Here is a 25021-nt window from a genome sequence, read left to right on the forward strand (position 1 = left end):
CTTACTCGGCAACGTAGCAGCGCCCCTGGGGGCTGTCAACGAACCCGCGCCGGGGAGGCGGGACCGCGGTCGTGAGCTCGCTCGCCCCGCCCGCTCAGCCCCAGCGGCCGAGCCGCTGCGCGAGCAGGGCCAGCGCGACGGGGCCGGCGGTCGACGTCCGCAGCACGTGCGGCCCCAGCCGTACCGGCACGGCGCCGGCGGCCTCCAGCAGCTCGAGCTCGCGCGCGCTGATGCCGCCTTCGGGCCCCACGACGACCAGGACGTCGCACGGCTCGCGCGACACCGTCGGGCCGGCCGGCTCCGGCGACGCCGACGGCTCGGACGCGGCCGACGGCAGGTCGACCGCGGCGAGCGGCGTGCGCGCCTCCTCGTGCAGCACGAGGGCCGCTCCCCGCCGGCGACCGCGACCCGGACCCGGTCCGCGAGCGCGCGGGAGTCCATCGCGGTGCCGACGTCCGGCACACGGGCGCGGCGGGACTGCTTGGTCGCGGCGCGCACGGTCCCGACCCAGCGGGCTCGGCTCTTCGCGGCGCGGTCGCCGCGCCACACCACGACGGACCGCTCGGCCTGCCACGGCAGGACGGCGTCGACCCCGACCTCGGTCGCGGCCTCGATGGCGAGCTCGTCCCGGTCACCCTTGGCGAGCGCCTGGACGAGCACCAGGCGCACGTCCGGGACCGGCTCCGCGACCCGCTCGACGACGTCCAGCAGCACGCCGTCGGCCGTGACCGACCCGACCGTCGCGCGCAGCCGCACCCCGGCGCCGTCGACCACGTCGACGCGCTCGCCGGGCGCACGGCGCTGCACGACGCCGGCGTGCCGCCCCTCGGATCCGCCGAGCAGGTAGGTGCCGCCGGGGCCGGCGCCGTCGAGGTCACCGGCCTCCACGAGGAAGACCGGTGCGCTCACCGGCCGGCGAGCTTCTCGCGCAGCTTGGAGAACACCCCGGGTGGGCCGGGGAGGTGCTCGCCGCCGGCATCGACTCGCCCCGCAGCTCGGCCAGGCGCCGGAGCAGCGTCTGCTGCTCGTCGTCGAGCGTCGTGGGCACCTGGACGTCGACGTGCACGTGCAGGTCCCCACGACCGCCGGCGTGCAGGTGCCCCACGCCGAGGTTGCGCAGCGTGATGACCTGCGCCGGCTGCGTGCCGGGCTTGAGCTCGACGTCGCGCACGCCGTCGAGCGTCTCGAGGGCGATCGTGGTGCCGAGCGCGGCGGCGGTCATGGGGATCTCGACGCTGCAGTGCAGGTCGTCCCCCTGCCGCACGAACCGCTCGTGCTCGCGCTCCCGGATCTCGACGTAGATGTCCCCCGCGGGTCCACCGGCCGGGCCGACCTCGCCCTGCGCGGTCATCTTGATGCGGGTCCCGGTGTCCACCCCGGCCGGCACGTCGACCGTGAGGGTGCGCCGCGAGCGGACGCGTCCCTCGCCCGAGCACTCGGGGCACGGGTCGGGGATGACCGTGCCGAAGCCGTGGCACGCGGGGCACGGCGAGGAGGTCATGACCTGGCCGAGGAACGAACGGGCCACCCGCTGGACGACCCCGCGTCCGCCGCACACGTCACAGGTGCGCGGCGAGGTGCCGGGGCGGCAGCACGAGCCCGAGCAGGTCCCGCACACGACCGCGGTGTCGACCTGCAGCTCGCGACGGGCGCCGAAGGTGGCCTCGGAGAGGTCGAGGTCCAGGCGCACCAGGGCGTCCTGCCCGCGGCGGGCGCGCGGCACGGGTCCGCGCTGCCCGGCGCCCTGGCCGGCGCCGAAGAACGTCTCGAAGATGTCCTGGAACCCGAACCCTCCGCCCATGCCGCCACCGGGCGACGACGGGTCGGCCCCGCGGTCGTACGCCTGCCGCTTCTCGGGGTTGGACAGCACCTCGTAGGCGCGCGAGACGTCCTTGAACCTGTCCTCGGCGCCCTCACCGGTGGCGACGTCGGGGTGCAGCTCGCGGGCGAGCTTGCGGTAGGCCTTCTTGATCTGGTCGGCGCTGGCGTCGCGGGTCACGCCGAGGATCTCGTAGTAGTCGCTCACTGGTCACTCTCTGGGCGGGGACGGTGGCCCGGACGCGTGCCGGGCGCTGTGCAGGTGCAGGTGCAGGTGCGGGTGCTGGTGCGAGGTGCGGGACGACCGCGGCGTGGTGGCCGGGCTGGGCCGGTCACCCGGCCAGGACCCGGGACAGGTAGCGGGCCACCGCACGCACGGAGGCCATGGTCGCGGGGTAGTCCATGCGGGTCGGGCCGATCGACCCGATCCTGGCCACCGCGTCACCGTCCCCGCCGTACCCCGTGGTCACGAAGCTCGTCTCGGCGAGGCCCTCGTGCTGCGTCTCGTGGCCGATCCGCACCGCGACGCTCGCCGAGTCCTCGGCCATCTCGGTGAGCAGCCGCAGCAGGACCACCTGCTCCTCGAGGGCCTCGAGAACCGGACCCAGGCTACGCGTGAAGTCGTTGGGGCCCCGCGCGAGGTTCGCGGTGCCGGCCAGCACGATGCGCTCCTCGCTCTCCTGGGCGAGCGTCTCCTCGACGATCTCGGTGACCGCGGTCACCAGCGGGCGGGCGTCGGGCTCGAACACCTCGGGCAGGTGGGCGAGCAGCGTGATGAGCTCGGCGAGCCGGTGCCCGACGGCGAGCGCGTTGAGCCGGGCGCGCAGCTCGCCGACGACGGCCTCGGACGGCGCGGTCGCGAGCTCGAGCGTGCGTTGCTCGACGCGACCGGTGTCCGTGATGATCACGACGAGCAGGCGTCGTTCCCCCACCGGCACGAGCTCGAGGTGGCGCATCGCGGAGCGACGCAGCGACGGGTACTGCACGACGGCGACCTGCTGCGTGAGCTGGGCGAGCACGCGCACGGATCGGTCGACGACGTCGTCGAGGTCGACGGCCTCGTCGATGAACGCCTGGATGGCCCGCTTCTCCGGACCGGACAGCGGCTTCACCGTGGACAGGCGGTCGACGAAGAGGCGGTAGCCCTTGTCGGTCGGCACCCGCCCCGCGGACGTGTGCGGCTGCGCGATGTACCCGCCCTCCTCGAGGGCGGCCATGTCGTTGCGGATGGTGGCCGGGGACACCCCGAGCGCGTGGCGCTCGACGAGCATGCGGGAACCCACGGGCTCGCGCGTCTGGACGTAGTCCTCGACGATCGCCCGCAGCACCTCCAGCCTGCGGTCCTCGCTCATCACACCTCCCGCCGATCCGGCCCGCCCGGGGACCGGGGTAGCACTCGCTGGTCGTGAGTGCCAATTCTACGTCGTCGGGCCGGGGGCGCCCGACGGGTGCCGACGCGCCGGCGCCCGTCGGCGCCGGTCGGCGCCCCGCGGTGGAGGTCGCGGGGCGCCGATGGAGGCTGGGACGGGTCAGCCGGCGGAGGTCATCGCGCCGCGCACCTGCGCGGCGAGCTCGGGGCTGACGTCGCCGATGCCGTGGTCCTGCCGTGCGTGCGTGGCGACGGCGGCGAGGATCTCCTCGGTGCTGCCGTGGAACGTCATCGCGCAGCCGGGCACGAGGTCGCCGCAGCGGAACTTCTTCATGGGGTTCTCCTGTCGTGGGTCTGCCGCCGGACGGGCGTCCGCGGGAGTCGTGGGGTCGGGTCGATGGCGGCTACGACACGCGACCGAGCAGGTGCTCGACGAGGTCGCGCACCTCGAGCACGCCAAGGACGCCGCCGCGCACGTCGGTGCACACCAGGGTGCGGAGTGCCAGCGCAGCGGGCGCGTCATGGCACGGCGCAGGACGTCGGCCGGGGACGACGACGGCGCGACGAGCATCGCCGGCACGTGGTGCGCACGTCCCGCCGGGTCGACCACGACGACGGACACGGCCCGCCCCTGCGCGTCGGCCAGCACGCACGCCGACCCGGCGTCGTCGGCGCGCCCGTCCAGCGGCCGCACGGTGGCGGGTCGCAGCAGGGCGAGCACGTTGTCACCGAACTCGACCCGCGCCTGCGCGTCGGCGATGAACTGCCGGGCGTCGTCGGCGAGGCCCGGCCACCCGTCGGCGGGACGACCCACCGCCCAGCCCTGCACGAGCGGCACCCCCATCCGGATCACCTCCGCGAGCTCGCCGTGGGTCTCGATCCCCTCGGCGAGGACCCAGGCGTCGAGCTGGCCGGCGAGGTCGCCGACGAGCTGCACGACCGCCTTCTTCATGGGGTCGCGGTCGATGCCGGTCACCAGCGCGCGGTCGAGCTTGATGAGGTCCGGGCGCACCTCGATCATGCGGGCCAGGCCGGAGTGGCCCTGCCCCGCGTCGTCCATGGCGATGAGGCCGCCGACCTCCCGGACGGCGTCCAGCGCCCCCGAGAGCACCACGGTGTCGCCGCCGGACACGTGCTCGGTGAGCTCGACGACGACGCCGTCGAGGCGCCCGTTGCCCAGCAGCGCGTCACGCACGTCCGGGCGGGCGAGCAGGTGCGGCTCGATGTTGACGGTGCAGAAGCTCCCCGGGGGCAGGCCGGGCCGCAGCCGGTGCAGGACGTGCAGCACCTCGACGGTCAGCGGGCCGTCGAGGTCGCGCGCCCGAGCGGCCTCGAACCACACGTCCGGGGAGCGGACCGGCGGTCCGTCGAACCGCGCGAGCATCTCGTAGCCGCCGACGCGGGCCTGGGCGACGTCGATGATGGGCTGGGCGACGAGCCGCAGACCGTTCCCGGCGAGGACCCCGCGCAGCGCCGGCTCCCACACCGGGTCGGCGGTCACGGCCGTGCGCACCCCGGCGTCGTGCGTCATCGAAGGTCGCTCCCGTATCCGGCCCGACGGTCGAGCCTGTCCCTGCGTATCGGTCACCGCGCCCCGGTGATGAGCGCCGGGCCGGTGCGACCTGCGCCGAGGGGACGGCCCCGGTGTGCGCGTGTCCCTCGGCCGGGTCCGCGCACCGGCTGCCTAGGCTCGCCCGGTGAGCCACGACCGCTACGGAACCGACGTCCTCGCCTCCGGATCGACCGGCGCGCACCGCCCCCGTCGCCCCACCTCGGCGCCCGTGCCCGCCGAGCCCGGGCTGGTCGTCGAGGAGGTCACCTCGGGGTGGGTGGGCGCCGTCGTCCGCGTCGAGAAGACCGGCGGCATGCACGTCGTCGTCCTCGAGGACCGCCGGGGCGCGACCCGCAGCTTCCCGCTCGGCCCGGGGTTCTGGGTCGACGGCGCCCCGGTCGTCCTGACTCCCCGGCACCGCGCACGACGGCGCCGGCCCGCCCCACCCGGACGGCGTCCGGGTCGCGCGCCGTGCACGGCGCCCGCGCCCGGGTCGCCCGCGGCAGCCGCATCTGGGTCGAGGGGAAGCACGACGCGGAGCTGGTCGAGAAGGTGTGGGGCGACGACCTGCGGATCGAGGGCGTCGTCGTCGAGCCGCTGCACGGCGTGGACGACCTCGCGGGCGCGATCCGCGACTTCGCCCCCGAGCCCGGGCGACGGCTCGGCGTGCTGGTCGACCACCTCGTGCCCGGGTCGAAGGAGAGCCGGATCGCCGCCGAGGCGGTGCGCGCCGCTCCGGCCGGGACGGTGACGGTGCTCGGGCACCCGTACGTCGACGTCTGGCAGGCGGTGCGGCCCGAGCGCGTGGGCCTGACGGCGTGGCCGGTGATCGAGCGCGGGACGGAGTGGAAGCTCGGCATCCTGCGCGAGCTCGGCTGGCCCGCCGCCGAGCAGGCCGACGTCGCGCGTGCGTGGCAGCGGATCCTCGGGTCGGTGCGCAGCTACGCCGACCTGGAGCCGTCCCTGCTGGGCCGGGTCGAGGAGCTCATCGACTTCGTCACCGCCTGACCGGCCGGCGCGCACCCCGCCGACCGGGGCTGACCGAGCGGACCTCGGCCGACCAAGCCGCACGAGCCGGCTCAGGGTCGGCTCAGGGGCGGATCGGGGTTCGATGGGGGACGTCGCACCTGCCGCGCCCCGGGCGCGCCTCGCTAGGGTCGAGGCGACGCACAGCGCATCCACGAGGAGCTGATCGGTGTGAGCACGACCCCCGAACACCCGCAGGACCCGGCCTCGGGCGGCTACCCGCCACCGCCCCCCGGTTCGGCCCAGGCCGGTTCGGCGCAGCCCGCGGACGGCCCGCCCCCGCGGTCGACGCCGCCGCCGTCCGGGTCGACGCCGCCCTCGGACCAGGCGCCGCCCTCGAGCTCGACGCCGCCCGGTGACGCCGGGTACCCACCGCCGCCGGGCTACGGGCCGGGCGGTCCCGGGCAGGGCGGCTATGGGCAGGGCGGCTACGGGCAGGGCGGCTACGGGCAGGGCGGCACGCCCGGGGGCTACCCGCCGTCCGCGTACGGGCAGGCCGCACCGCTGTCGCCGTCGGACCAGCGCGCGCTGGCGGTCGCCTCCCACCTCGGCGGCATGTTCGTGTCGTTCCTCGTGCCGCTGATCGTGTGGCTCGTGTTCCGGAGTCGGGGCGCCTACCTCGAGGACCAGTCCAAGGAGGCCCTGAACTTCCAGATCACCCTGTTCATCGGGTATGCGATCGGGTTCGTCACCTTCATCATCGGCATCGGCTTGATCATCGTCCCCCTCGTCTACCTCTTCGGTTTCGTGATGGCGATCATCGCGGCGGTCGCGGCAGCGAAGGGCGAGCCGTACCGGTACCCGCTCACGCTGCGACTCATCAGCTGACCCCGGTCCGCTCCGCGGACCCGAGCCCCGCCGCCCTCGTGGGCGGCGGGGCTCGCGTACGCCGGACGCCGACCCGTCGGGGTCCGGCGGCAGCGTCAGTCGGTGAGCGTGCGCACCACGGCGTCGGCGAGCAGCCGGCCGCGGCGGGTGAGGAGCACGCGCGGCTCGGCGGCGCCGGCACCCAGCGCCGCCCGCCCGTCCACCAGACCGTCCGCGACGAGCCCGGCGACGTCGCGCCGGGCGCGCGCCGACAGGGTGCCCAGCGGCAGCCCCTCGGCGAGCCGGACGCCGAGCATCACGCGCTCGAGCTGGGCGGAGCCGGGCTCGAGCTCCTCGCGGCCGGCGGCGGGCGACAGGCCCGCCTCGAGACGGCCGGCGTAGGCCCGCGGGTGCTTGACGTTCCACCACCGCACGCCGCCCACGTGCGAGTGCGCGCCGGGGCCCACGCCCCACCAGTCGTCGCCGCGCCAGTACGCGAGGTTGTGCCGGCAGGCGTCCGCCGGGGTGCGGGCCCAGTTGCTGACCTCGTACCAGTGCAGACCGGCCTCGGCGAGCATCGCGTCGGCCACCTCGTACTTGACCGCCTGGTCCTCCTCGGACGGCAGCGCGACCTGGCCGCGACGCACCTGGCCGGCCATCTTGGTGCCGGGCTCGACGACGAGCGCGTACGCCGAGACGTGGTCGACGTCGGTCGCGAGCGCCGTCGCCACGCTGGTGCGCCAGTCGTCGAGCGACTCCCCCGGCGTGCCGTAGATGAGGTCGAGGGAGACGGCGAGCCCGGCGTCCGTGGCCCACCGGACGACGTCCGGGATGCGCCGCGGGTCGTGCGTGCGCTCGAGGGTCGCGAGCACGTGCGGGACGGCGGACTGCATCCCGAAGGACACCCGGGTGAAGCCGGCCGCGGCGAGCCGCTCCAGCGACGCCGGCGTGACGGAGTCCGGGTTCGCCTCCGTCGTCACCTCGGCGCCGGGCGCGAGGCCCCAGGTGCCCCGGACGGCGTCGAGCAGGCGGGCGAGGTCGTCCGCGGGCAGCACGGTCGGGGTGCCACCGCCGACGAACACCGTCGAGACGGGGCGCCCGGGAAGGCCCGCGCGGTCCATGACCCGCCCGGCCAGCGCGATCTCGCGCAGCGCGGTGTCGGCGTACGCGACCTGGCTCGCGCCGCCGCCGAGCTCGGCGGCGGTGTAGGTGTTGAAGTCGCAGTAGCCGCAGCGGACCGTGCAGAACGGCACGTGCAGGTAGACGCCGAAGGCGCGCGCGTCGGCGCCGTCGACCACGGACGACGGCAGGGCGCCGTCGTCGGGCGAGACGTCGCCGACGGGGAGAGCGGGCATGCGGGCTACTTCTTCTTCGCGTCCTTCGCCGCACCGTTGTCCGAGGACAGCGCGGCGATGAAGGCCTCCTGCGGGACGTCGACCCGGCCGATGGTCTTCATGCGCTTCTTGCCCTCCTTCTGCTTCTCCAGCAGCTTGCGCTTGCGGGTGATGTCACCGCCGTAGCACTTGGCCAGGACGTCCTTGCGGATGGCGCGGATGGTCTCGCGGGCGATGACCCGCGCGCCGACGGCGGCCTGGATGGGCACCTCGAACTGCTGGCGCGGGATGAGGTCCTTGAGCTTGCCGGCCATCATCACGCCGTAGGCGTAGGCCTTCTCCTTGTGCACGATCGAGGAGAACGCGTCGACCTGCTCGCCCTGCAGCAGGATGTCGACCTTGACCAGGTCGGCCGCCTGGTCGCCGACGGGCTCGTAGTCCAGCGACGCGTAGCCGCGGGTCTTGGACTTCAGCTGGTCGAAGAAGTCGAAGACGATCTCGGCGAGCGGGAGCGTGTAGCGCATCTCGACGCGCTCCTCGGACAGGTAGTCCATGCCGAGCAGGTCGCCGCGGCGGGTCTGGCACAGCTCCATGACGGCGCCGATGAACTCCGACGGGCACAGGATCGTGGCCCGCACGATCGGCTCGCGGACCTCGCCGATCTTGCCGCCGGGGAACTCGCTGGGGTTGGTGACGGTGACGACGCTCTTGTCCTCGAGGGTGACCTCGTACACGACGTTCGGCGCGGTCGAGATGAGGTCGAGGTCGAACTCGCGCTCGAGCCGCTCCCGGACGATCTCCAGGTGCAGCAGCCCGAGGAAGCCCACCCGGAAGCCGAAGCCCAGCGCGACCGACGTCTCGGGCTCGTAGTTGAGAGCGGCGTCGTTGAGCTTGAGCCTGTCCAACGCGTCGCGCAGCACGGGGTAGTCCGAGCCGTCGATCGGGTACAGCCCTGAGAAGACCATCGGCCGCGGGTCGTGGTAGCCGCCGAGCGACTCCGCCGCCGGCTTCGACGCGTTCGTGACGGTGTCGCCGACCTTGGACTGGCGCACGTCCTTCACGCCGGTGATGAGGTACCCGACCTCGCCGACGCCGAGCCCCTGGGTGACGATGGGCTCCGGGGAGATGACGCCGATCTCGAGCAGCTCGTGCGTCGCACGGGTCGACATCATGACGATCTTCTCGCGGGGCGAGAGGTTGCCGTCCTTGACCCGCACGTACGTCACGACGCCGCGGTAGGTGTCGTAGACCGAGTCGAAGATCATCGCGCGAGCCGGGGCGTCGGGGTCGCCCGTGGGGCCGGGGATGGTCGCGACGATCTTGTCGAGCAGCTCGACGACGCCCGCGCCGGTCTTCCCCGAGACCCGCAGGCAGTCCTCCGGCTCGCCGCCGATGAGCTTGGCGAGCTCCTCGGCGTACTTCTCGGGCTGCGCGGCAGGCAGGTCGATCTTGTTGAGCACCGGGATGATCGTGAGGTCGTTCTCCATCGCCAGGTACAGGTTGGCGAGGGTCTGCGCCTCGATGCCCTGGGCGGCGTCGACCAGGAGGACGGCGCCCTCGCACGCGGCGAGCGACCGGGACACCTCGTAGGTGAAGTCGACGTGCCCGGGGGTGTCGATCATGTTGAGCGCGTACGGCGTCCCGTCGAGCTCCCACGGCATGCGCACGGCCTGCGACTTGATCGTGATGCCGCGCTCGCGCTCGATGTCCATGCGGTCCAGGTACTGCGCACGCATCTGCCGGGCGTCCACGACCCCGGTGAGCTGCAGCATCCGGTCGGCGAGCGTCGACTTGCCGTGGTCGATGTGCGCGATGATGCAGAAGTTGCGCAGGAGCTCCGGCGGGGTCGCCGCCGGCTGGATGCGCTGGGTGAGCGCTGCGCTGGGGATCGGGGACACGCTGGCGTCGACTCCACGGTGGTCGGGGTGCGGCGGGGTGCGCGCAAGGACAGGGTCCCCATCGTCCCACGTCACCCCGAGTCGGCCCGACCAGTCGGCGCGGGCGGGGCCTCATACCCTCGCGTGCTGAGCCGATAGGGGGACTGCGGGACTTTTCACCCGCTCGTCGGGGAAGAGGTCGTGGTCATGTCGTCGGGCACTCAGTTGTCGTCGGGCACGCACATGCCGTCGGGCACGCAGGTCGTCCGTCTCACCGCGGACGCGCTCGACGCGTTGCAGGAGGGCGTCCTGCTCAGCGACGCCGCGGGGCGGGTCGTCGACGCCAACGCCGCGGCGAGCCGGATCCTCGGCCTGCCGCCGGAGGACCTCGTCGGACGCCCGGTCGCCGTCGTCGGCGGTGACCCGGTCGACGTGAGCGGCGACCCGTTGCCCGAGCGCGACCACCCCACCCACCGCGCCGCCCGCACCGGTCGCACCAGCGCCGCCGTACTCGGGGTGCGGCGCCCGGCCGGGCGCCTCGTGTGGCTGCACGTGAGCGCCAGTCCCTTCACCCTCGAGGAGCCGGTCCGGCGGGGTGCGCCGCAGCCCGTCCTGACGACCTTCGTCGACATCACCGCGCAGATGCTGCAGCGGCAGGCGCTGCAGAGCAGCGAGGAGCGGTTCCGGCGCACGTTCCAGGACGCCCCGATCGGCATGTCGATCATGGCGCTGAACGGCCGGTTCCAGCAGGTCAACACCGCGCTGACCACCATCCTGGGCCGGACGGAGGAGGAGCTGCTCGCGACCACGACCGATGCGCTCGTCCTGCCGGAGGACCGCGACCGCGACCGCGAGCAGCGGCGCGCGCTGGACGCCGGCGAGGTGGAGTCCTACCAGGTGCAGGCACGCTTCCTGCAGGGCACGGGCGAGACCGTCTGGACCCGGCTGACGGTCTCGCTCGTGCGCGGCCGGGACGGCGAGCCGCAGCACTACGTCGGGCAGATGGAGGACGTCTCGGAGGTGCGCCGCGCGCACGACCTGCTCGAGCGGCGGGCCCTCTACGACCACCTCACCGGGCTCGCCAACCGCAGCCTGCTGCTCGACCGGCTGACGCACGCGCTGGGCGTGCACGCCCGCGCCGCCACGCTCGTCGCGGTGGTCTTCATGGACCTCGACCACTTCAAGCGCATCAACGACTCCCTCGGCCACGACGCCGGTGACCGCCTCCTGACCGCGGTCGCCGCGCGGATGCAGTCAGCCGTGCGCCCGTCGGACACCGTGGCGCGCCTCGGTGGCGACGAGTTCGTGCTCGTCATGGAGGGGGTCTCCTCCGTCGACGCGGCGGGGCACGCCCTGCAGCGCGTCCTGGACACGGTGCAGCAGCCGGTGACCATCGGCGACCACGAGGTGGTCCCGAGCGTGAGCGCCGGCCTGACCGTCAGCGACGGCTCGCGCACCGCGGACCAGGTGCTCGGCGACGCCGACACCGCCCTCTACGTCGCCAAGGAACGCGGCCGCTCGCGCTGGGAGGTGTACGACGAGGCCTACCGCACCCAGGCGCTGCACCGGCTCGAGGTCGAGCAGGACCTGCGGGCGTCGATCGGCCGCGGGGAGCTCGAGCTGCACTACCAGCCGATCGTCGATCTGCGGACCGGCGCGGTGGTGGCACTCGAGGCGCTCGTGCGCTGGCAGCATCCCCGGCGCGGGCTGCTGCTGCCCGAGGAGTTCATCGACGTGTGCGAGCAGGCGCACCTCATGCCGTCGCTCGGGGCGTGGGTGCTGGGCGAGGCGTGCGGGTTCCTCGCCCGGCACCCCGACTTCACCGGTCAGGTGTTCGTCAACGTCTCGCCGCGTCAGATCGGGCGGGCGGACCTCTCGCGCGTGGTGCGCGACGCGCTGACGACGCACCGCATCGAGCCGCACCGCCTCGGGCTGGAGATCACCGAGAGCGGCGTCCTGCAGGCCGCCGGGTCGGCGCGCCTGGACCTCGAACGGCTCGCGTCGATGGGCGTGACGCTGGTGCTGGACGACTTCGGCACGGGGTACTCGGCGCTGTCGTCCGTCCTCTCCGCGCCGGTCGACGGCCTCAAGCTGGACCGCTCCTTCACCGCCCGGCTGGGTGACGACGGCGCGGCGGACCGCATCAGCACCGCGATCGCGGCACTCGCCGAGTCGCTGCGCCGGTACGGCGTCGTGGAGGGTGTGGAGACGACCGAGCAGCGCGACCGTGCCCTGGCGCACGGGTGGACGCACGGGCAGGGGTGGCTCTTCGGCCACCCGGTGCCCGAGGACGGCGTCGCTGCCGTGATGGCCGGGCCGTCGGCTCCGCGGTCGGCGGGCGACGTGCCGCCGGACGCGGCCGTGACGCGGGTGTGACGCCCGCCGCCGGACCCGCGCGTGGCCTGTGCCACCTGGATCGGCGGTGAACCGGCTGGTAGCATCGGTCTTTGCGTGCCCGCCATGCCCCCAACAGGTCGGCGGCACCCTTCCAGCTCCTCTCCGCGGGTGCCCCACGCCCCAGTCCCGGATCTGGTGAAGCCCTCTACGACCTGTCAGACCGCTCCGGCGAACACACACAAGAGAGTCCACACGTGGCGAACATCAAGTCCCAGATCAAGCGCATCGGCACCAACGAGAAGGCGCGCCTGCGCAACAAGGCCGTCAAGTCGGAGCTCCGCACGCACGTGCGCCGGGTCCGCGAGGCCGTCGCCGGTGGCGACAAGGCCACGGCGTCCGTCGCGCTCGTGAGCGCCTCGCGGAAGCTCGACAAGGCGGTCTCGAAGGGCGTCATCCACCAGAACCAGGCGGCGAACAAGAAGTCGGCCCTGGCCAAGGCGGTCAACTCGCTCTGAGCACCACCTGACCGGCGTCCATCGCCGGCACCTGCGCGACATCGAGGGCGCCACCCGGACGGGTGGCGTCCTCGGTCGTCTGTCCCTTCGGCACGGGCGCATCGTCGCGTACCCCGGACGCGCAAAGAGGCCGCGGGCGCCGTCGGCGCCTGCGGCCTCTGCTCGCCGGGGTGTCCTCAGTCGGAGCCGGATGCGCCGAGGACGTCGAGCACGGTGGCCGGGACGCCGTGGCGGAACCCGGCCTCGGAGAGCGCCCGGTCGAACGCGGCGGCGGCACGCGCGGTGTCGCCGCGGCTGAGGAAGCGGTCGCCGAGCTCCCGCCAGGCAGCCGCCGACTGCCGGCTCGCCGACATCATCCCGAGCATGTCGGCCGCCCAGCCGTAGGCAGCCGCCGCGTCCTGCTCGCGGTGAGCCGCGTACAGGGCGTCACCGAGGGCGAGGTGCGCGACCGCGGCCTCCAGCCGCGCCGAGCCCTCCAGCCGGGCGACAGCCGCCCGCGCCCAGCGCTCCGACTCCTCGACGTCGCCGAGCATCAGGTGCGCGCGCGAGCGCTCCACCTCGACCCGGGCGAAGTCCACCTCGGACCCCACGGCGGAGAGCTGCTCACCCGCCGCGTCGAGCTGGCGCAGCGCCTCGGCCGGCTGCGGCGGCTCCGAGCGGAGCAGCAGCCAGGCGTAGTTCAGGCGCAGACGCGGGATGTCGCGTCCACCGGAGCTCTCCCCCAGCAGCGCCAGCGCGCGCGTGGTGTAGGTGTGCGCGAGGGCGAAGTCGCGTCGCTCCTCGGCGACCAGTGCCGCGTTCCAGTACACACTGCCCCGGCCACGGGGCGTCCCGTGCGCATCCGCCTGCTCCACGAGCTCGGCGACGCGGTGGGTGGCGTACAGCATGTCGCCACGCTCGACGTACGCCCACAGCACTGTCGACGCCAGGCGCAGGTGCTCGTCGGTCCCGATCAGGCCCGCCGCCTCGAGCTCCCCGGCCACCAGCTCGCCGATGTCGATGCTCCGGTGCAGGTCACCGGCGTCGAGGTAGGACGCGACGAGCTCGTTCGCCACCGCCGCGACGTCCAGGTGCTGCTCACGCTTGCGCAGTCGCGCCAGGAGCGGCTCGAGGACCGCGACCGAGGCCTCCAGGTCGCCGAGCGCCTCGTGCGCACGCGCCAGCGTGAGCAGGATCTCGGTGTGGTGGGACGGGGCGATGACGTCGAGGTCGAGCGCCAGCAGCCGGTCCCGCGCCTGCACCGGATCGCCGTCGATCAGGGCGAGCTTCGCGTAGTCCACCTCGAGTCGCGCCTTGGCCTCGCTCGGCGCCGTGTCGCCGTGCCGCAGGTAGTCCGCGGTGGTGTCCAGCCGGGCCGCGAGCACCTCCAGGGCCGCGTCGGTGGGCACCCGACGGCCTGCTTCGATCAGCGAGATGTAGCTGGGCGAGAAGGACTCGCCCGCGAGGGCCGTCTGGGAGAGCCCGGCAGCCAGCCGGAGCTCACGGACGCGGTCACTTACTGCGGTCATGGTCTGTCACCTTAGGTGTGACGTGGTCCGATCGGTACCGTTCGGACCGACGGCTTCGGTTGGTTCACCCGTGTGCGCGGGTCGCGCGCCCCCTGTCGCGCGACCCGCGCACACGGTGAACATCGGTGGGCGTCAGGCCAGGGCGCGGCAGCAGCCGGACGCCCCGCCGTTCGTCGTGGCTCCGGTGCCGAGACCTCCCGACCCGAAGCCCGTCAGCATCAGTCCGGCGCTCAGAGCGATGGCGACGGCGGACTGTGCGATGCGCTTCATGTGTTCTCCCGAAAGAAATCGATAACTATGCGTCACAGAGATGATGACATATCGATCGTCGGTTTCGGGGGCTGCGGCGAGCGCTCCGGGCGGGTTGAGCTCGCGTCGAGCGTGCGCGTTCGCTCGGACGAGCGAACGAGGGCGGCGAAGTTCACCCGGACGGCTCCGTCGGCGGGTGACGCCGACCCCGTTTCCCACCCGCCGCCCCTTCGCGGTCAGCAGGCGAGTCGGGTACTGTCACAACCATCATGACTGCCGACCTCGCCGCCATCGCAGCCGCCGTGGACTCCGCCGTCTCCGACCCGGTCCGCGCCGAGTGGGACCGTGCCGGACGACGCCGTCCGGCACGCCTCGTGAGCCGGGGCGTGTACCGCGCCTGCGGGCGTCGCTACGGGCATCTCGTCGGTCCCGCCGAGGTCCCGACGCAGTCCGTGCGCGGCGCCGACGCCCGGCCGGCCGGGGACGACCGCCGGCGTGCTGACCTGCTGCGGTCGACGTTCCGCGACCTCACGGCCGAGTTCGGCGGTGAGCCGGTGTTCGTCCGGGTCACGCGGACGTTCCTCGCCGGTGACCTCCCGGTCCCCGGCTGCCCCGGGCAGGTCGTGGTCGAGGCGGACTGCTCGGCCGAGTGCGACGCCGTCGTGCGCGACGGCCTGCTTCGTCTGAAGTCGTTGGGCTGCCGCGTGGCGCTGGGTACGTTCACCGGCCGCGCGGACCAGCGACGGCTCCTGCCGTTCGCCGACTTCGTCACGATCGACGCTCGCGACCTCGACGTCGAGGGACGGCCGCTGCTCGACCTCGCGGCGTCCCGCGGAGCGGAGCTGGTCGCGGAGTTCGTCGACACCGTCGGCAGCCTGCGCGAGTGCCGTGCCGCCGGCTTCGGGTTCATGCAGGGCCGCGCCCTGGAGCGTGACGCACCGCGACTGGTGCCCACGCTGGTCACGACCTCGCACGGCTGACCCGTCGCCGACCCCGACTGGTCCGGAGTCGATCGGTACGAGCCGGTCAGCCGCGTGCGGCGGTCGCCACTCGCAGGACGGCTCTCTCGACGGCGAACACGGGGTCGCGGCCCGCGCCTTTCACCTCGGCGTCGGCCTGCGCGACCGCGGTGATCGCGGCGGCGAGCCCTTCGGGGGTCCAGTGGACGAGGTCCTTGCGTGCCCGGTCGACCTGCCAGGGCGCCAGCCCCAGGTCGCGGACGGCGCCCGCCCCGCGCCCGCGCGTGGCCGCGACCTTGGCGAGCACGCGGAGCTTCGCCGCGATGGCGGCGACCAGGGGCACCGGGTCGGCGCCGGTGGCGAGCGCGTGGCGCAGCAGCGCGACCGCCTGACCCGTCTCACCGGCGATCGCGGCGTCCGCGACCCGGAAGCCGGTCGCCTCGATGCGACCGCCGTAGTAGCGCGCGACCACCTCGGCACCGATCGGCCCGGTCGTGTCGGCGGCGAGCTGGGCGCAGGCGGCGGCGAGCTCGCGCAGGTCCGCCCCGACGGCCTCGACCAGCGCACGGACTCCCCGGCGTCGGCGCGCCGACCCGCACGTCGCAGCTCCGCCGAGGCGAACGCGACCTTGTCCGCGTCCTTCTTGATCGGCTCGCACGCGACCACGGGGGCCCCCGAGGCCCGGATCGCGTCGAGCAGCTTCTTGCCCCGCTGCCCCCCGCCGTGCTGCAGCACGAGGACGACATCCTGCTCGGGAGCCGACAGGTAGGCCAGAGCATCCCGGACGAGCTCCTCCGTGGCCTGCTCGACACCCTCCACGACGACGACGCGCGCCTCCCCGAACAGCGACGGGCTCGTCACGACGCCCAGGGTGCCGCCGGTGTAGCCGGCGCCCTCAAGTCGCGTGACCTCGGCCGCTGCGTCCTGCGCCCGCACCGCGGCGATCACCGCGCTGACGGCACGTTCGGCGAGGAGCCGCTCGGCGCCGGTCACGAGGACGAGGGGCGCCGGTGCGGCCTCGTGCCACTCGAGGGCCGGTCCGCCCGTCCCCCGCGCTCCGGTCGCCCGACCCGCACCGGACGAGCGGGAGGACCGGCTCGCACCGGAGGACGGGGTGGCGGCGCGGCGGGTGGCAGGTGGCACCCGCACAGCGTGCCACGACACCAGGACAACGCTCGCGGCACCCACGGCGTCCGACGGGTCACGACGGCGTCCGACAGGTCACGACGGATCCACGGGGCGTCACCGCGGTGAGCGGTGACGCGCGCCGAGCACGGCCGCGACGACCGCGGACGTCGCAAGTGCGAGCAGCACCGGCCCGGCGGGACCGGCGGGCCACGGGAGCTGCGCGGCCGGCAGTCCGGCGAACAGTCGAGCGACGCCTGCCACCCACCAGGCCGCGAGCCCCGCACCCCACGCGCACGCCACCCCGGCGTCCGCCCACCACGGGGCCAGCAGCGCTGCCAGCACACCGAGCACGGTCGCCGGCACGAGCGCCGGGGCAGCGGCGAGGTTGGCGGGGACGGCGTACGTCGGCAACCCGGTGGACAGCACGACCACCACGGGGCCGCACGCCCACTGCGCGGCGAGCGGCACGGCGACCAGGCGGGCGGCGCGCTCGGGCAACGGTGGTGACATCGCCATGGCCAGGGGGCCGCTGCCGAGCACGATGCCGGCGGTGGCGACGACCGAGAGCGCGAACCCGATGCTCGTCGCGAGCCACGGGTCGACCACGAGCAGCACGACCACGCAGGTGGCCAGGCCGGGGACCGCACGCGCGGGCCGGCCGAGCACGAGCGCGCACACGCCGACCCCGCCCATCACCGCGGCCCGCAGCACGCTGGGCTGGGGGTGCACGAGCAGCACGAAGCCGAGCATCGCGACCGCCACCACGGCGGCACGCAACGCCCGGGGCAGACCCGCGAGCGCGGTCAGCCCGAGCACGACCGCCCCGATGATCGCGAAGTGCGCGCCGGACACCGCTGTCACATGGGTCAGGCCGGCGACCCGCATCGCCTGGTCGAGGTCGTCGGGGATCCGGGACGTGTCGCCGATCGCCGCGCCGGGGACGAGTCCGCGCGGGTCCGCAGGAGGCCGTCGGAGACGTCGAGGAGCGCCCGTCGCACGGTTGCCACCCCGGCGTGCACGCGTCCGGGCTCCGTGACGGTGGTCGGCGGGCCGCGCACCACGAGGAGCGCGACGGCGTCGTCCCCTCCCGCGGTCGGCTCGAGGGTGCCGAGCGCCTGCACCCTCGTCCCGTAGGCGACACCGCTCCACGGCGCACCGGCGAGCACGAGCACAGGGGCGGCGGCGGGCCCGGTGCGGCCGCGGCCCGAGACCTGCTCGACCGCCAGGTCGACGCGGTAGCGGTCCTCGTCCCCGCCCCACGCGGCGGTCGACCGCAGCGGCACCGGCGCGGACCGGACGGTCCCGACCACGCGGACCTGGGCACGCTCGGCGACGAGCTCGGCGAGGAGCCCGGTCTCCCGGGCCGTCCGGTGCATCGCCACCGACCCCAGGGCCGATCCGCACACGGCGAGGACCAGCACGACGTGGCCGGCCGAGCCTGCAACGCCGACGGACCCGGGCCGCGAGGAGCGCGGGCTGCCGTCGCTGCGGACCGCCCGGCCCACGGCCAGCACGACGGCGACGATCACGAGCGTGGCGCCCACGACCCCGACGGGCACGGTCGGCAGGCGGACGGCCAGCCCGCACGTGCCCCAGCACGCGAGGGCGGCAGGGACGAGGCGCACATCGGTCACCGGTGTGCGCACGGGTCCCCCGGCACCGTCACACCCGGACGAGCGGTCGGAGGCGCTCGAGCAGCGCCTCGCCGATGCCGGCGACCTCCACCAGCTCGCCCACGTCCCGGAACGGGCCGTTGCCCGCGCGCCAGTCGAGGATCCGCTGGGCGAGCACCGGACCGATGCCGGGCAGGGCATCGAGAGCGGCGAGATCGGCGCGGTTGATGTCGATCGGAGCAGCGGTGTCACCGACACCCGTCGCTGCACCGCCGGTCGCGGCCGCGCCCGTCGTCCCGGCCGGCGTGCCCGCACCCGGCGGCGGGGGCGGTACCTGCCCCGGTGCCGGGACGAGCACCTGCTCCCCGTCCTGCAGGACGCGGGCGAGGTTGACCGCGGACAGGTCGGCGGACGCGGTCGCGCCCCCGGCGGCGTGCAGCGCGTCGGCGACCCGGGACCCCGCGGGCAGGTCGACGACGCCGGGAGCGGCCACCTGCCCGACGACGTGCACGACGACCCTGGCAGCGCCGTCCGGTACCGATGCAGCGCCCGGTGCCCCGACCGGGCCACCATCAGCCGCCGTCCCCGACCCTGCGGTTCCCGGGCCTGCCGTGCCCGACGCTGTCGTCCCGGGCCCCGCGGTCCCGGGCCCCGCGGTTCCGGGCCCCACGGTTCCGGGCCCCGCGGTTCCGCGCTCCGCGGTTCCAGGCACCGAGGTCACCGCGACCGTGCCGACCGGGGTCGCCGGGTCTGGGACCACCGCCGCCGTGCGCACGACGACGCCGGTGGCGAGGACCGCGACCGCCACCCCGGCCACGGCGGCGTGCCGGACGGTCAGACCCCAGCGCAGCGCGGGCCGGTCGGGCCGGTCGGGCCGGTGACGGCCGTGTTCGAGCGGGTGCCCGTAGGTGTCCGTGTACGCCGCCGCCGCGGTCCCGAGCGCCTCGGCGCGCATCCGGGCGACCACGTCGTGCGCGTCGGTCTCTTGCTCACGTCCACCGTCACGGTCCCCGGGCGCGCGGTCCGCTGGGCCGCCGGGGCCATCAGAGCCCTCAAGGCCGTCAGGCCGGTCCAGGCGGTCGGGCCCATCAAGGCCGTCAGGGCCATCAGGCTCGTCAGGGCCGTCAGCTCCACCCGCTCCGTCAGGTCCACCACCACCGTCACGTCGACGGTGCCCCGGGCCCCGCCGCCGACGCCGACGCCGACGCCGACGCCGACGCCGACGCCCCGATGCTCCACGTCGCCCGCGCCCGGGTGCACCGCCACGAGCCATGCCAGCGGGTCGACCGGCGCTCCCGTCCCGCCGCCGGCTCCGCGGCTGGGTCCGGGCGACGGCAGCCCGCCCACCGCGTGCAGGCGGTCACGTGCGGCCGCACGCAAGGCGTCGTCGTGCCGGGTCATCCGGCCACGCTAGGAGCGCCGGACGCCGCCCCACCGGTGGGGTGGCCGGGCTCGGGACCGACCCGCGCGCCGCGGGCCTGGGGACGGCACGGCGCAAGGGCCGGCACCGGCGCGCCAGCCGGCACCGGCGGGTGGGTCGTGCGCCCCTCCGTGTCCGAGCGACCGCGGCCCAGATCCGCTCAGGCCCGGGCGACCACGACCCCCAGCACGCCCGGCCCGGCGTGGGCACCGACGACGGCGCTGACCTCCGCCACGACCACGTCGGCGCCCGCACCCAGCCGCGCACGGACGTCGTCAGCCAGCGCCTCGGCCGCTTCGGGGTCGCCCAGGTGGTGCACCGCCACTCGCACCGCCCCTCGCGCCTCCTCGTGCACGTCCGCCTCCGACGCTGCCGCGGCGAGCAGCCGCTCGCGCGCCGCCCGCCGGGTCCGGACCGTGCCCGCGACCTCCACCCGTCCCCCGCGGACGGTCAGCAGTGGGCGCATGCCGAGCAGCGTGCCGACGGCCGCGGCGGCGGACCCGATCCGCCCGCCCCGGCGCAGGTGCTCGAGGGAGTCGACGAGGAACAGGGTCGACGACGTGGCGGCCACCTCGCGGGCGCGGTCGGCGACCGCCGCTCCCGGCACCGCCGACGGGATCGGCGGGATCGGCGGGGCCAGCGGGGCTCGCGGGGTCGGCACCGGGACGTCTGGCACCACCGGGGCCGGCGCAGTCGGGGGCGCCTGCCCCTGCGCGACCCGGGCCGCCGCGAGCACCGCGAACCCGAGCCCCATCGCGACCGACCGCGAGTCCACGACCTGCACCGGCACGGGGGCGTCCCGCGCAGCGAGCTCCGCGGCCCGGACCGTGCCCGACAGCTCACCGGACAGGTGCACCGACACGATCTCGCGGGCGCCTCGCCCCACCGCGCGGGCGTACGCGTCGGCGAAGGCCCGCGGCGAGGGCTGCGACGTCGTGACCCGGGTACCGGCGCCCAACGCGCGCACGAGCTTTCCCGGGTCGAGGTCCACGCCCTCGCGGTACCGGACGTCCCCGAGCGCGACCTCGAGCGGTACGACCTCGACCCCCCAGTGCTCGGCCGCCCCGCGCGGCAGCGACGCGGTCGAGTCCGTGACGACCACGACCGGGCCGCCGACGCGGCCGGCGTCGACCTCAGGGTCCGTACCCCCTCGGAGCCGGAGCCGGAGCCGGAGCGGGAGCGGGAGCCGGAGCCGGCTCCGAAACCGGAGCCGGCGCCGGACGACCCGCCGGCCCCCGACCCCGGTCCACGCCCTACGCCGGGACGACGTTGACGAGCTTGGGAGCCCGCACGATGACGGTGCGGACGTCGCGCCCGGCCAGGGCGCGCTGCACCCCGGCGTCGGCCAGCGCCAGCTCGCGCAGGGTGTCGTCGTCGACGGACGGCGGCACCTCGACCCGGCCACGGACCTTGCCCTGCACCTGCAGCACGCACGTCACGGTGTCCTCGACGAGGTGCTGCGGGTCCGCGACGGGGAACGGCTCGTGCGCGAGCGAGGCGCCGTGACCGAGACGGGCCCACAGCTCCTCGGCGATGTGGGGAGCGACCGGCGCGAGCATGAGGACGAGCGGCTCGACCGCCCCGCGCGGCGCCACGGGCAGCGACGTGAGGTGGTTGTTGAGCACGATGAGCTTGGCGATCGCGGTGTTGATCCGCATCGCCTCCATCTCCGTCCGGACGTCGGCGACTGTGCGGTGGACCAACCGGAGTGTCTCCCCCGACGGCGCGTCGTCGGTCACCACGAGCTCGCCCGTGGCCTCGTCGACGACGTTGCGCCACAGCCGCTGCAGGAAGCGCTGGGACCCGACGACGGCGCGGGTGTCCCACGGGCGGGACAGGTCCAGGGGACCCATCGACATCTCGTAGACCCGGAAGGTGTCGGCACCGTAGGCCTCGTACATGTCGTCCGGCGTGACGACGTTCTTCAGTGACTTGCCCATCTTCCCGTACTCGCGCACGACCTCCCGGCCCTCGTAGGTGTATGTGGTCGTGCCGTCCGGCGCCGTGGTCTCCACGACGTCGGAGGCCGGCACGGGCTGGCCGCGGTCGTCGCGGAACGCGTAGGCCTGGATGTAGCCCTGGTTGAACAACGTCCGGAACGGCTCGACGCTCGAGACGAACCCGAGGTCGTGCAGCACCTTGTGCCAGAACCGGGCGTACAGCAGGTGCAGGACGGCGTGCTCGACGCCGCCCACGTACAGGTCCACCCCACCGGACGCCCCGGCGGTCGCGTTGTGCCCCGGGCCCATCCAGTAGGCCTCGAGCGCCGGGTCGACGACGACGTCGCGCCGCGTCGGGTCCAGGTAGTTGAGGTAGTACCAGCACGACCCCGCCCAGTTGGGCATCGTGTTGGTGTCGCGGCGGTAGGTGCGCGGCCCGTCGCCGAGGTCCAGGGTCACGTCCACCCAGTCCTGGTTGCGTCCCAGGGGCGGCTCCGGGGACGACTGCGCGTCCTGCGGGTCGAACGTGCGCGGGGAGTAGTCCGGGACCTCGGGCAGGTCGACCGGCAGCAGCGCGTCGGGGACGGCGTGCGGCAGGTCGTGCTCGTCGTAGACGATCGGGAACGGCTCGCCCCAGTACCGCTGGCGGCTGAACAGCCAGTCGCGCAGGCGGTAGGTGACGGTCCCGGTGCCGATCCCGCGGGACTCGAGCCACTCGATGATCGTGCGCTTGGCGGCGGCGACGTCCAGCCCGTCCAGGCTCACCTCGTCGTTGGCGGAGTTCACGATGCGACCGTCGCCGGTCCACGCACCTCCTGCCCACCCTCGGGCGGCTGGACGGTGTGAACCACCGGCAGCCCGAAGGCCTGGGCGAACGCGAAGTCGCGCTCGTCGCCGCCGGGCACGGCCATGATCGCGCCGGTGCCGTAGCCCATGAGCACGTAGTCCGCGGTGAACACCGGCAGGAGCGCCCCGTTGACCGGGTTCGTGGCGAGGTGCCCGGTGAAGACGCCGGTCTTGCGGCCGGCGTCGGCCTGCCGCTCGACGGCGGTCTTGGCGGCGGCCTCCGCGCGGTAGGCGGTCACGGCGTCCGACGGCGTCGTGTGCCCGCCGGTCCAGGCGTCCTGCGTGCCCTCCGGCCAGGCGGTGGGCACCTCGTCCAGGAGCGGGTGCTCGGGCGAGACGACCATGAACGTCGCGCCGAACAGCGTGTCCGGGCGCGTCGTGAACACCTCGACCTCCGCGCCGCCGGCCACGGCGAAGCGCACCTGCGCGCCCTCGGACCGCCCGATCCAGTTGCGCTGCATCGCGCGGACCTTCTCGGGCCAGTCGATGAGGTCCAGGTCGTCGGCCAGGCGGTCGGCGTAGGCGGTGATGCGCATGTTCCACTGCCGCAGGCTGCGCTTGAACACGGGGTAGTTGCCGCGCTCGGAGCGGCCGTCGACGGTGACCTCCTCGTTGGCCAGCACGGTGCCCAGCCCGGGGCACCAGTTGACCGGGGTCTCCGACACGTACGCGAGCCGGTGGGCGTCCACGGCCCGGCGACGCTCGACGTCGTCCAGGTCGGCCCAGGGCCGGCCGTCGGGGGTGGGGCGCGTGCCGGCGGCGAACGCCGCCTCCAGCTCGGCGACCGGACGGGCGCGGCCCCGGCCGCCGTCCGGCCGGACGGCGTCGGGGTCGTACCAGGACCCGAAGACCTGCAGGAAGATCCACTGCGTCCAGCGCACGTAGTCGGCGTCGGTCGTGGCGAAGGTCCGGCGCGGGTCGTGCGCCAGGCCCAGGCGCCGCAGCTGGCGGCGCATGTTGGCCATGTTCGCCTCGGTGGTGACCCGCGGGTGCTGACCGGTCTGGACCGCGAACTGCTCGGCGGGCAGCCCGAAGGCGTCGTAGGCCAGCGCGTGCAGCACGTTGTCCCCGCGCATGCGGCGGTAGCGCCCGACGACGTCGGTGGCGATGTAGCCGAGCGGGTGCCCCACGTGCAGGCCCGCGCCGGACGGGTACGGGAACATGTCCATGACGAAGAAGGTCGAGGAGTCCGGGTCGGCGTGCCGGCCCGCGCCGTCGGTCAGCGGGCCGCTGGGGTTGGGCGTGTGGAAGGTGCCGCGCTCGTCCCACCGGTCCTGCCAGCGCTGCTCGAGCTCCCCGGCGACCGTGGCGGTGTAGCGGAAGCGGACGTCGCCCTGCGGGGCGTCGTCGATCGGGGTCGTGGGGGCATCCTGAGCGGTCACCCGTCAAGGTTACCGGCGCGTCACCGGCGGGCCGCGCCACCATGTCCGCGCCGGGCTCACACCACGCCGCCGACGACGACGGCGGGCACACCCGGCGTGGAGCCGGACGTGCCCGCCGTCGGCGGTGCGGGTGGTGCGGGGCTCAGCGAGCGGAGCGGAACTCCATCGCGAGCGGGCACTGGAAGGGGTCGCGCGCCGCGAGGCCGACCTTGTTCAGGTACCGGACGACGATGCCGTAGGACTCCAGCAGCGTGGTCTCCGTGTACTTGATGTTGTGGGTCGCGCAGAACTCCTTGACGATCGGCTGGACCCGGCGCAGGTGGGGGCGCGCCATGCTCGGGAACAGGTGGTGCTCGACCTGGTAGTTGAGCCCGCCGGTGAACCACTCCACGAAGCGACCGCCCGTGACGTTGCGGCTCATGAGGACCTGGCGCTGCAGGAAGTCGATCTTGGAGCTCTTGGGCACGATCGGCATGCCCTTGTGGTTCGGCGCGAACACCGCACCCATGTACAGGCCGAAGAGCCCGAGCTGCACGCCGAGGAAGGCGAACGCCATACCCAGGGGCAGCACCCAGAAGACGAGCGCGAGGTAGGCGCCCAGGCGCAGGGTCACGAAGGCGATCTCGACGGGGCGCCGCTTGACCTCGCCGCGGCCGAAGATCGTCTTGATGCCGGCGGCGTGCAGGTTGATGCCCTCGAGCAGCAGCATGGGGAAGAACAGCCAGCCCTGGTGCGCGCGGAACCACGCGACGATCCCGGTGGCGGGCTTGGTGAGCTCCTCGGTGTGGAACACGAGGGCCCCGGTGCCGATGTCCGGGTCCTGGCCGACCTGGTTGGGCTTGGCGTGGTGGCGGCTGTGCTTGTGCTGCCACCAGCCGTAGCTCATCCCCGCGTAGAGGTTGGCGACGACGAGGCTGGCCCAGTCGTTCCACCTGCCGGACGCGAAGATCTGGCGGTGCGCGGCATCGTGACCGATGAACATGAACTGGCCGAGGACGACCGCGAGCGCGGCCGCGATGACGAGCTGCCACCACGAGGCGCCGATGAGCACGAAGGCCGTGACGAGCCCGATGAGGGCGAGGTTGAGGACCGCGAACTGGGTCCAGTACCAGCCCTGGCGGCGCACCATGAGGCCCGCTTCGTGGACGGTCTGGGTGAGCGCGGTGAACTGGCTCACCTGGCGCTCGCGGGGTCGGGCGGCGCGGGCGCCCTCGGTCACGGCCTCTGCTGTCATGCGGACGTCCTCATCAGTCGCGGGGTACCCCGCACGGCTGGTGCATACGGTGGTGATCGTCGCCACAGTAACCCGTGAACCTGGGCCTCGCGCCTGGGACGCACCGT

15 protein-coding genes and 5 pseudogenes are annotated in these 25021 nt (G+C 74.5%); 5 read left to right on the forward strand and 15 right to left on the reverse strand.

Annotated elements, in window-relative coordinates:
* Positions 1-94: 94 nt before the first annotated feature.
* From REH70_RS12345 to REH70_RS12360, 4 genes and pseudogenes are all read right to left on the reverse strand, one after another.
* A pseudogene (locus REH70_RS12345) lies at positions 95-909 on the reverse strand (16S rRNA (uracil(1498)-N(3))-methyltransferase).
* Positions 906-2026: pseudogene (dnaJ, locus tag REH70_RS12350) on the reverse strand (molecular chaperone DnaJ). Before dnaJ ends, REH70_RS12345 begins: the two co-directional pseudogenes overlap by 4 nt.
* 124 nt (positions 2027-2150) lie before the next feature.
* Positions 2151-3170, reverse strand: coding sequence for a heat-inducible transcriptional repressor HrcA (hrcA, locus tag REH70_RS12355; RefSeq protein ID WP_310747563.1), 1020 nt, complete (start codon positions 3168-3170; stop codon positions 2151-2153).
* 177 nt (positions 3171-3347) lie between these two features.
* Complete coding sequence (locus REH70_RS12360) at positions 3348-4718, reverse strand: EAL domain-containing protein (protein ID WP_310747565.1); 1371 nt, start codon at positions 4716-4718, stop codon at positions 3348-3350.
* Positions 4719-4884: 166 nt separating this feature from the next.
* Between REH70_RS12360 and REH70_RS12365 the strand changes: the two are divergent.
* Both REH70_RS12365 and REH70_RS12370 read left to right on the forward strand, forming a co-directional pair.
* Positions 4885-5747, forward strand: a pseudogene (locus REH70_RS12365) (DUF3097 domain-containing protein).
* A 189-nt stretch (positions 5748-5936) separates the two neighbouring features.
* Complete coding sequence (locus tag REH70_RS12370) at positions 5937-6593, forward strand: DUF4870 domain-containing protein (protein WP_310747567.1); 657 nt, start codon at positions 5937-5939, stop codon at positions 6591-6593.
* A 95-nt stretch (positions 6594-6688) separates the two neighbouring features.
* On the opposite strand, the gene hemW is transcribed toward REH70_RS12370, so the two are convergent.
* Both hemW and lepA read right to left on the reverse strand, forming a co-directional pair.
* Positions 6689-7927, reverse strand: a complete 1239-nt coding sequence (gene hemW / locus REH70_RS12375) for a radical SAM family heme chaperone HemW (protein WP_310747569.1) — start codon at positions 7925-7927, stop codon at positions 6689-6691.
* 5 nt (positions 7928-7932) lie between these two features.
* Positions 7933-9804: a translation elongation factor 4 gene (gene lepA, locus REH70_RS12380; RefSeq protein ID WP_310747570.1), complete on the reverse strand. Its 1872-nt coding sequence runs from the start codon at positions 9802-9804 to the stop codon at positions 7933-7935.
* A 186-nt stretch (positions 9805-9990) separates the two neighbouring features.
* Between lepA and REH70_RS12385 the strand changes: the two genes are divergently transcribed.
* Both REH70_RS12385 and rpsT read left to right on the forward strand, forming a co-directional pair.
* A complete protein-coding gene (locus REH70_RS12385; protein ID WP_310747571.1) occupies positions 9991-12159 on the forward strand; it encodes an EAL domain-containing protein in 2169 nt (722 codons plus the stop codon).
* A gap of 215 nt (positions 12160-12374) precedes the next feature.
* Entirely contained in the window at positions 12375-12635 is a 261-nt protein-coding gene (gene rpsT / locus REH70_RS12390) for a 30S ribosomal protein S20 (protein WP_310747573.1), read from the forward strand.
* Between the two features lie 176 nt (positions 12636-12811).
* Here rpsT and REH70_RS12395 read toward each other — a convergent pair whose 3' ends face one another.
* Positions 12812-14143 (reverse strand): helix-turn-helix transcriptional regulator, encoded by a 1332-nt coding sequence (locus REH70_RS12395; protein WP_310747574.1) that lies wholly within the window; start codon positions 14141-14143, stop codon positions 12812-12814.
* Positions 14144-14275: 132 nt separating this feature from the next.
* On the reverse strand, positions 14276-14413 hold the full coding sequence (locus REH70_RS12400; protein ID WP_310747576.1) for a hypothetical protein: 138 nt from the start codon (positions 14411-14413) through the stop codon (positions 14276-14278).
* A gap of 248 nt (positions 14414-14661) precedes the next feature.
* Between REH70_RS12400 and REH70_RS12405 the strand changes: the two genes are divergently transcribed.
* On the forward strand, positions 14662-15372 hold the full coding sequence (locus REH70_RS12405) for an EAL domain-containing protein (RefSeq protein ID WP_310747578.1): 711 nt from the start codon (positions 14662-14664) through the stop codon (positions 15370-15372).
* A 46-nt stretch (positions 15373-15418) separates the two neighbouring features.
* Here the strand turns inward: REH70_RS12405 and holA are convergent.
* The 7 genes and pseudogenes from holA to REH70_RS12440 all read right to left on the reverse strand — a co-directional run bounded on the left by holA (position 15419) and on the right by REH70_RS12440 (position 24914).
* Positions 15419-16344: pseudogene (holA, locus tag REH70_RS12410) on the reverse strand (DNA polymerase III subunit delta).
* A 249-nt stretch (positions 16345-16593) separates the two neighbouring features.
* Positions 16594-17364: a ComEC/Rec2 family competence protein gene (locus REH70_RS12415; protein WP_310747580.1), complete on the reverse strand. Its 771-nt coding sequence runs from the start codon at positions 17362-17364 to the stop codon at positions 16594-16596.
* Positions 17346-18125: a hypothetical protein gene (locus REH70_RS12420; RefSeq protein ID WP_310747582.1), complete on the reverse strand. Its 780-nt coding sequence runs from the start codon at positions 18123-18125 to the stop codon at positions 17346-17348. The genes REH70_RS12415 and REH70_RS12420 overlap by 19 nt, the downstream gene beginning before the upstream one ends.
* A 16-nt stretch (positions 18126-18141) precedes the next feature.
* On the reverse strand, positions 18142-19047 hold the full coding sequence (locus tag REH70_RS12425) for a helix-hairpin-helix domain-containing protein (protein WP_310747584.1): 906 nt from the start codon (positions 19045-19047) through the stop codon (positions 18142-18144).
* A gap of 625 nt (positions 19048-19672) precedes the next feature.
* A complete protein-coding gene (locus REH70_RS12430; RefSeq protein WP_310747586.1) occupies positions 19673-20614 on the reverse strand; it encodes a DegV family protein in 942 nt (313 codons plus the stop codon).
* 151 nt (positions 20615-20765) lie between these two features.
* Positions 20766-23680, reverse strand: a pseudogene (gene leuS, locus REH70_RS12435) (leucine--tRNA ligase).
* 142 nt (positions 23681-23822) lie between these two features.
* Complete coding sequence (locus REH70_RS12440; protein ID WP_310747587.1) at positions 23823-24914, reverse strand: acyl-CoA desaturase; 1092 nt, start codon at positions 24912-24914, stop codon at positions 23823-23825.
* Between the last annotated feature and the right edge of the window lie 107 nt (positions 24915-25021).

It is taken from the genome of Cellulomonas sp. ATA003 (genome assembly GCF_031582905.1).
GTDB lineage: Bacteria > Actinomycetota > Actinomycetes > Actinomycetales > Cellulomonadaceae > Pengzhenrongella.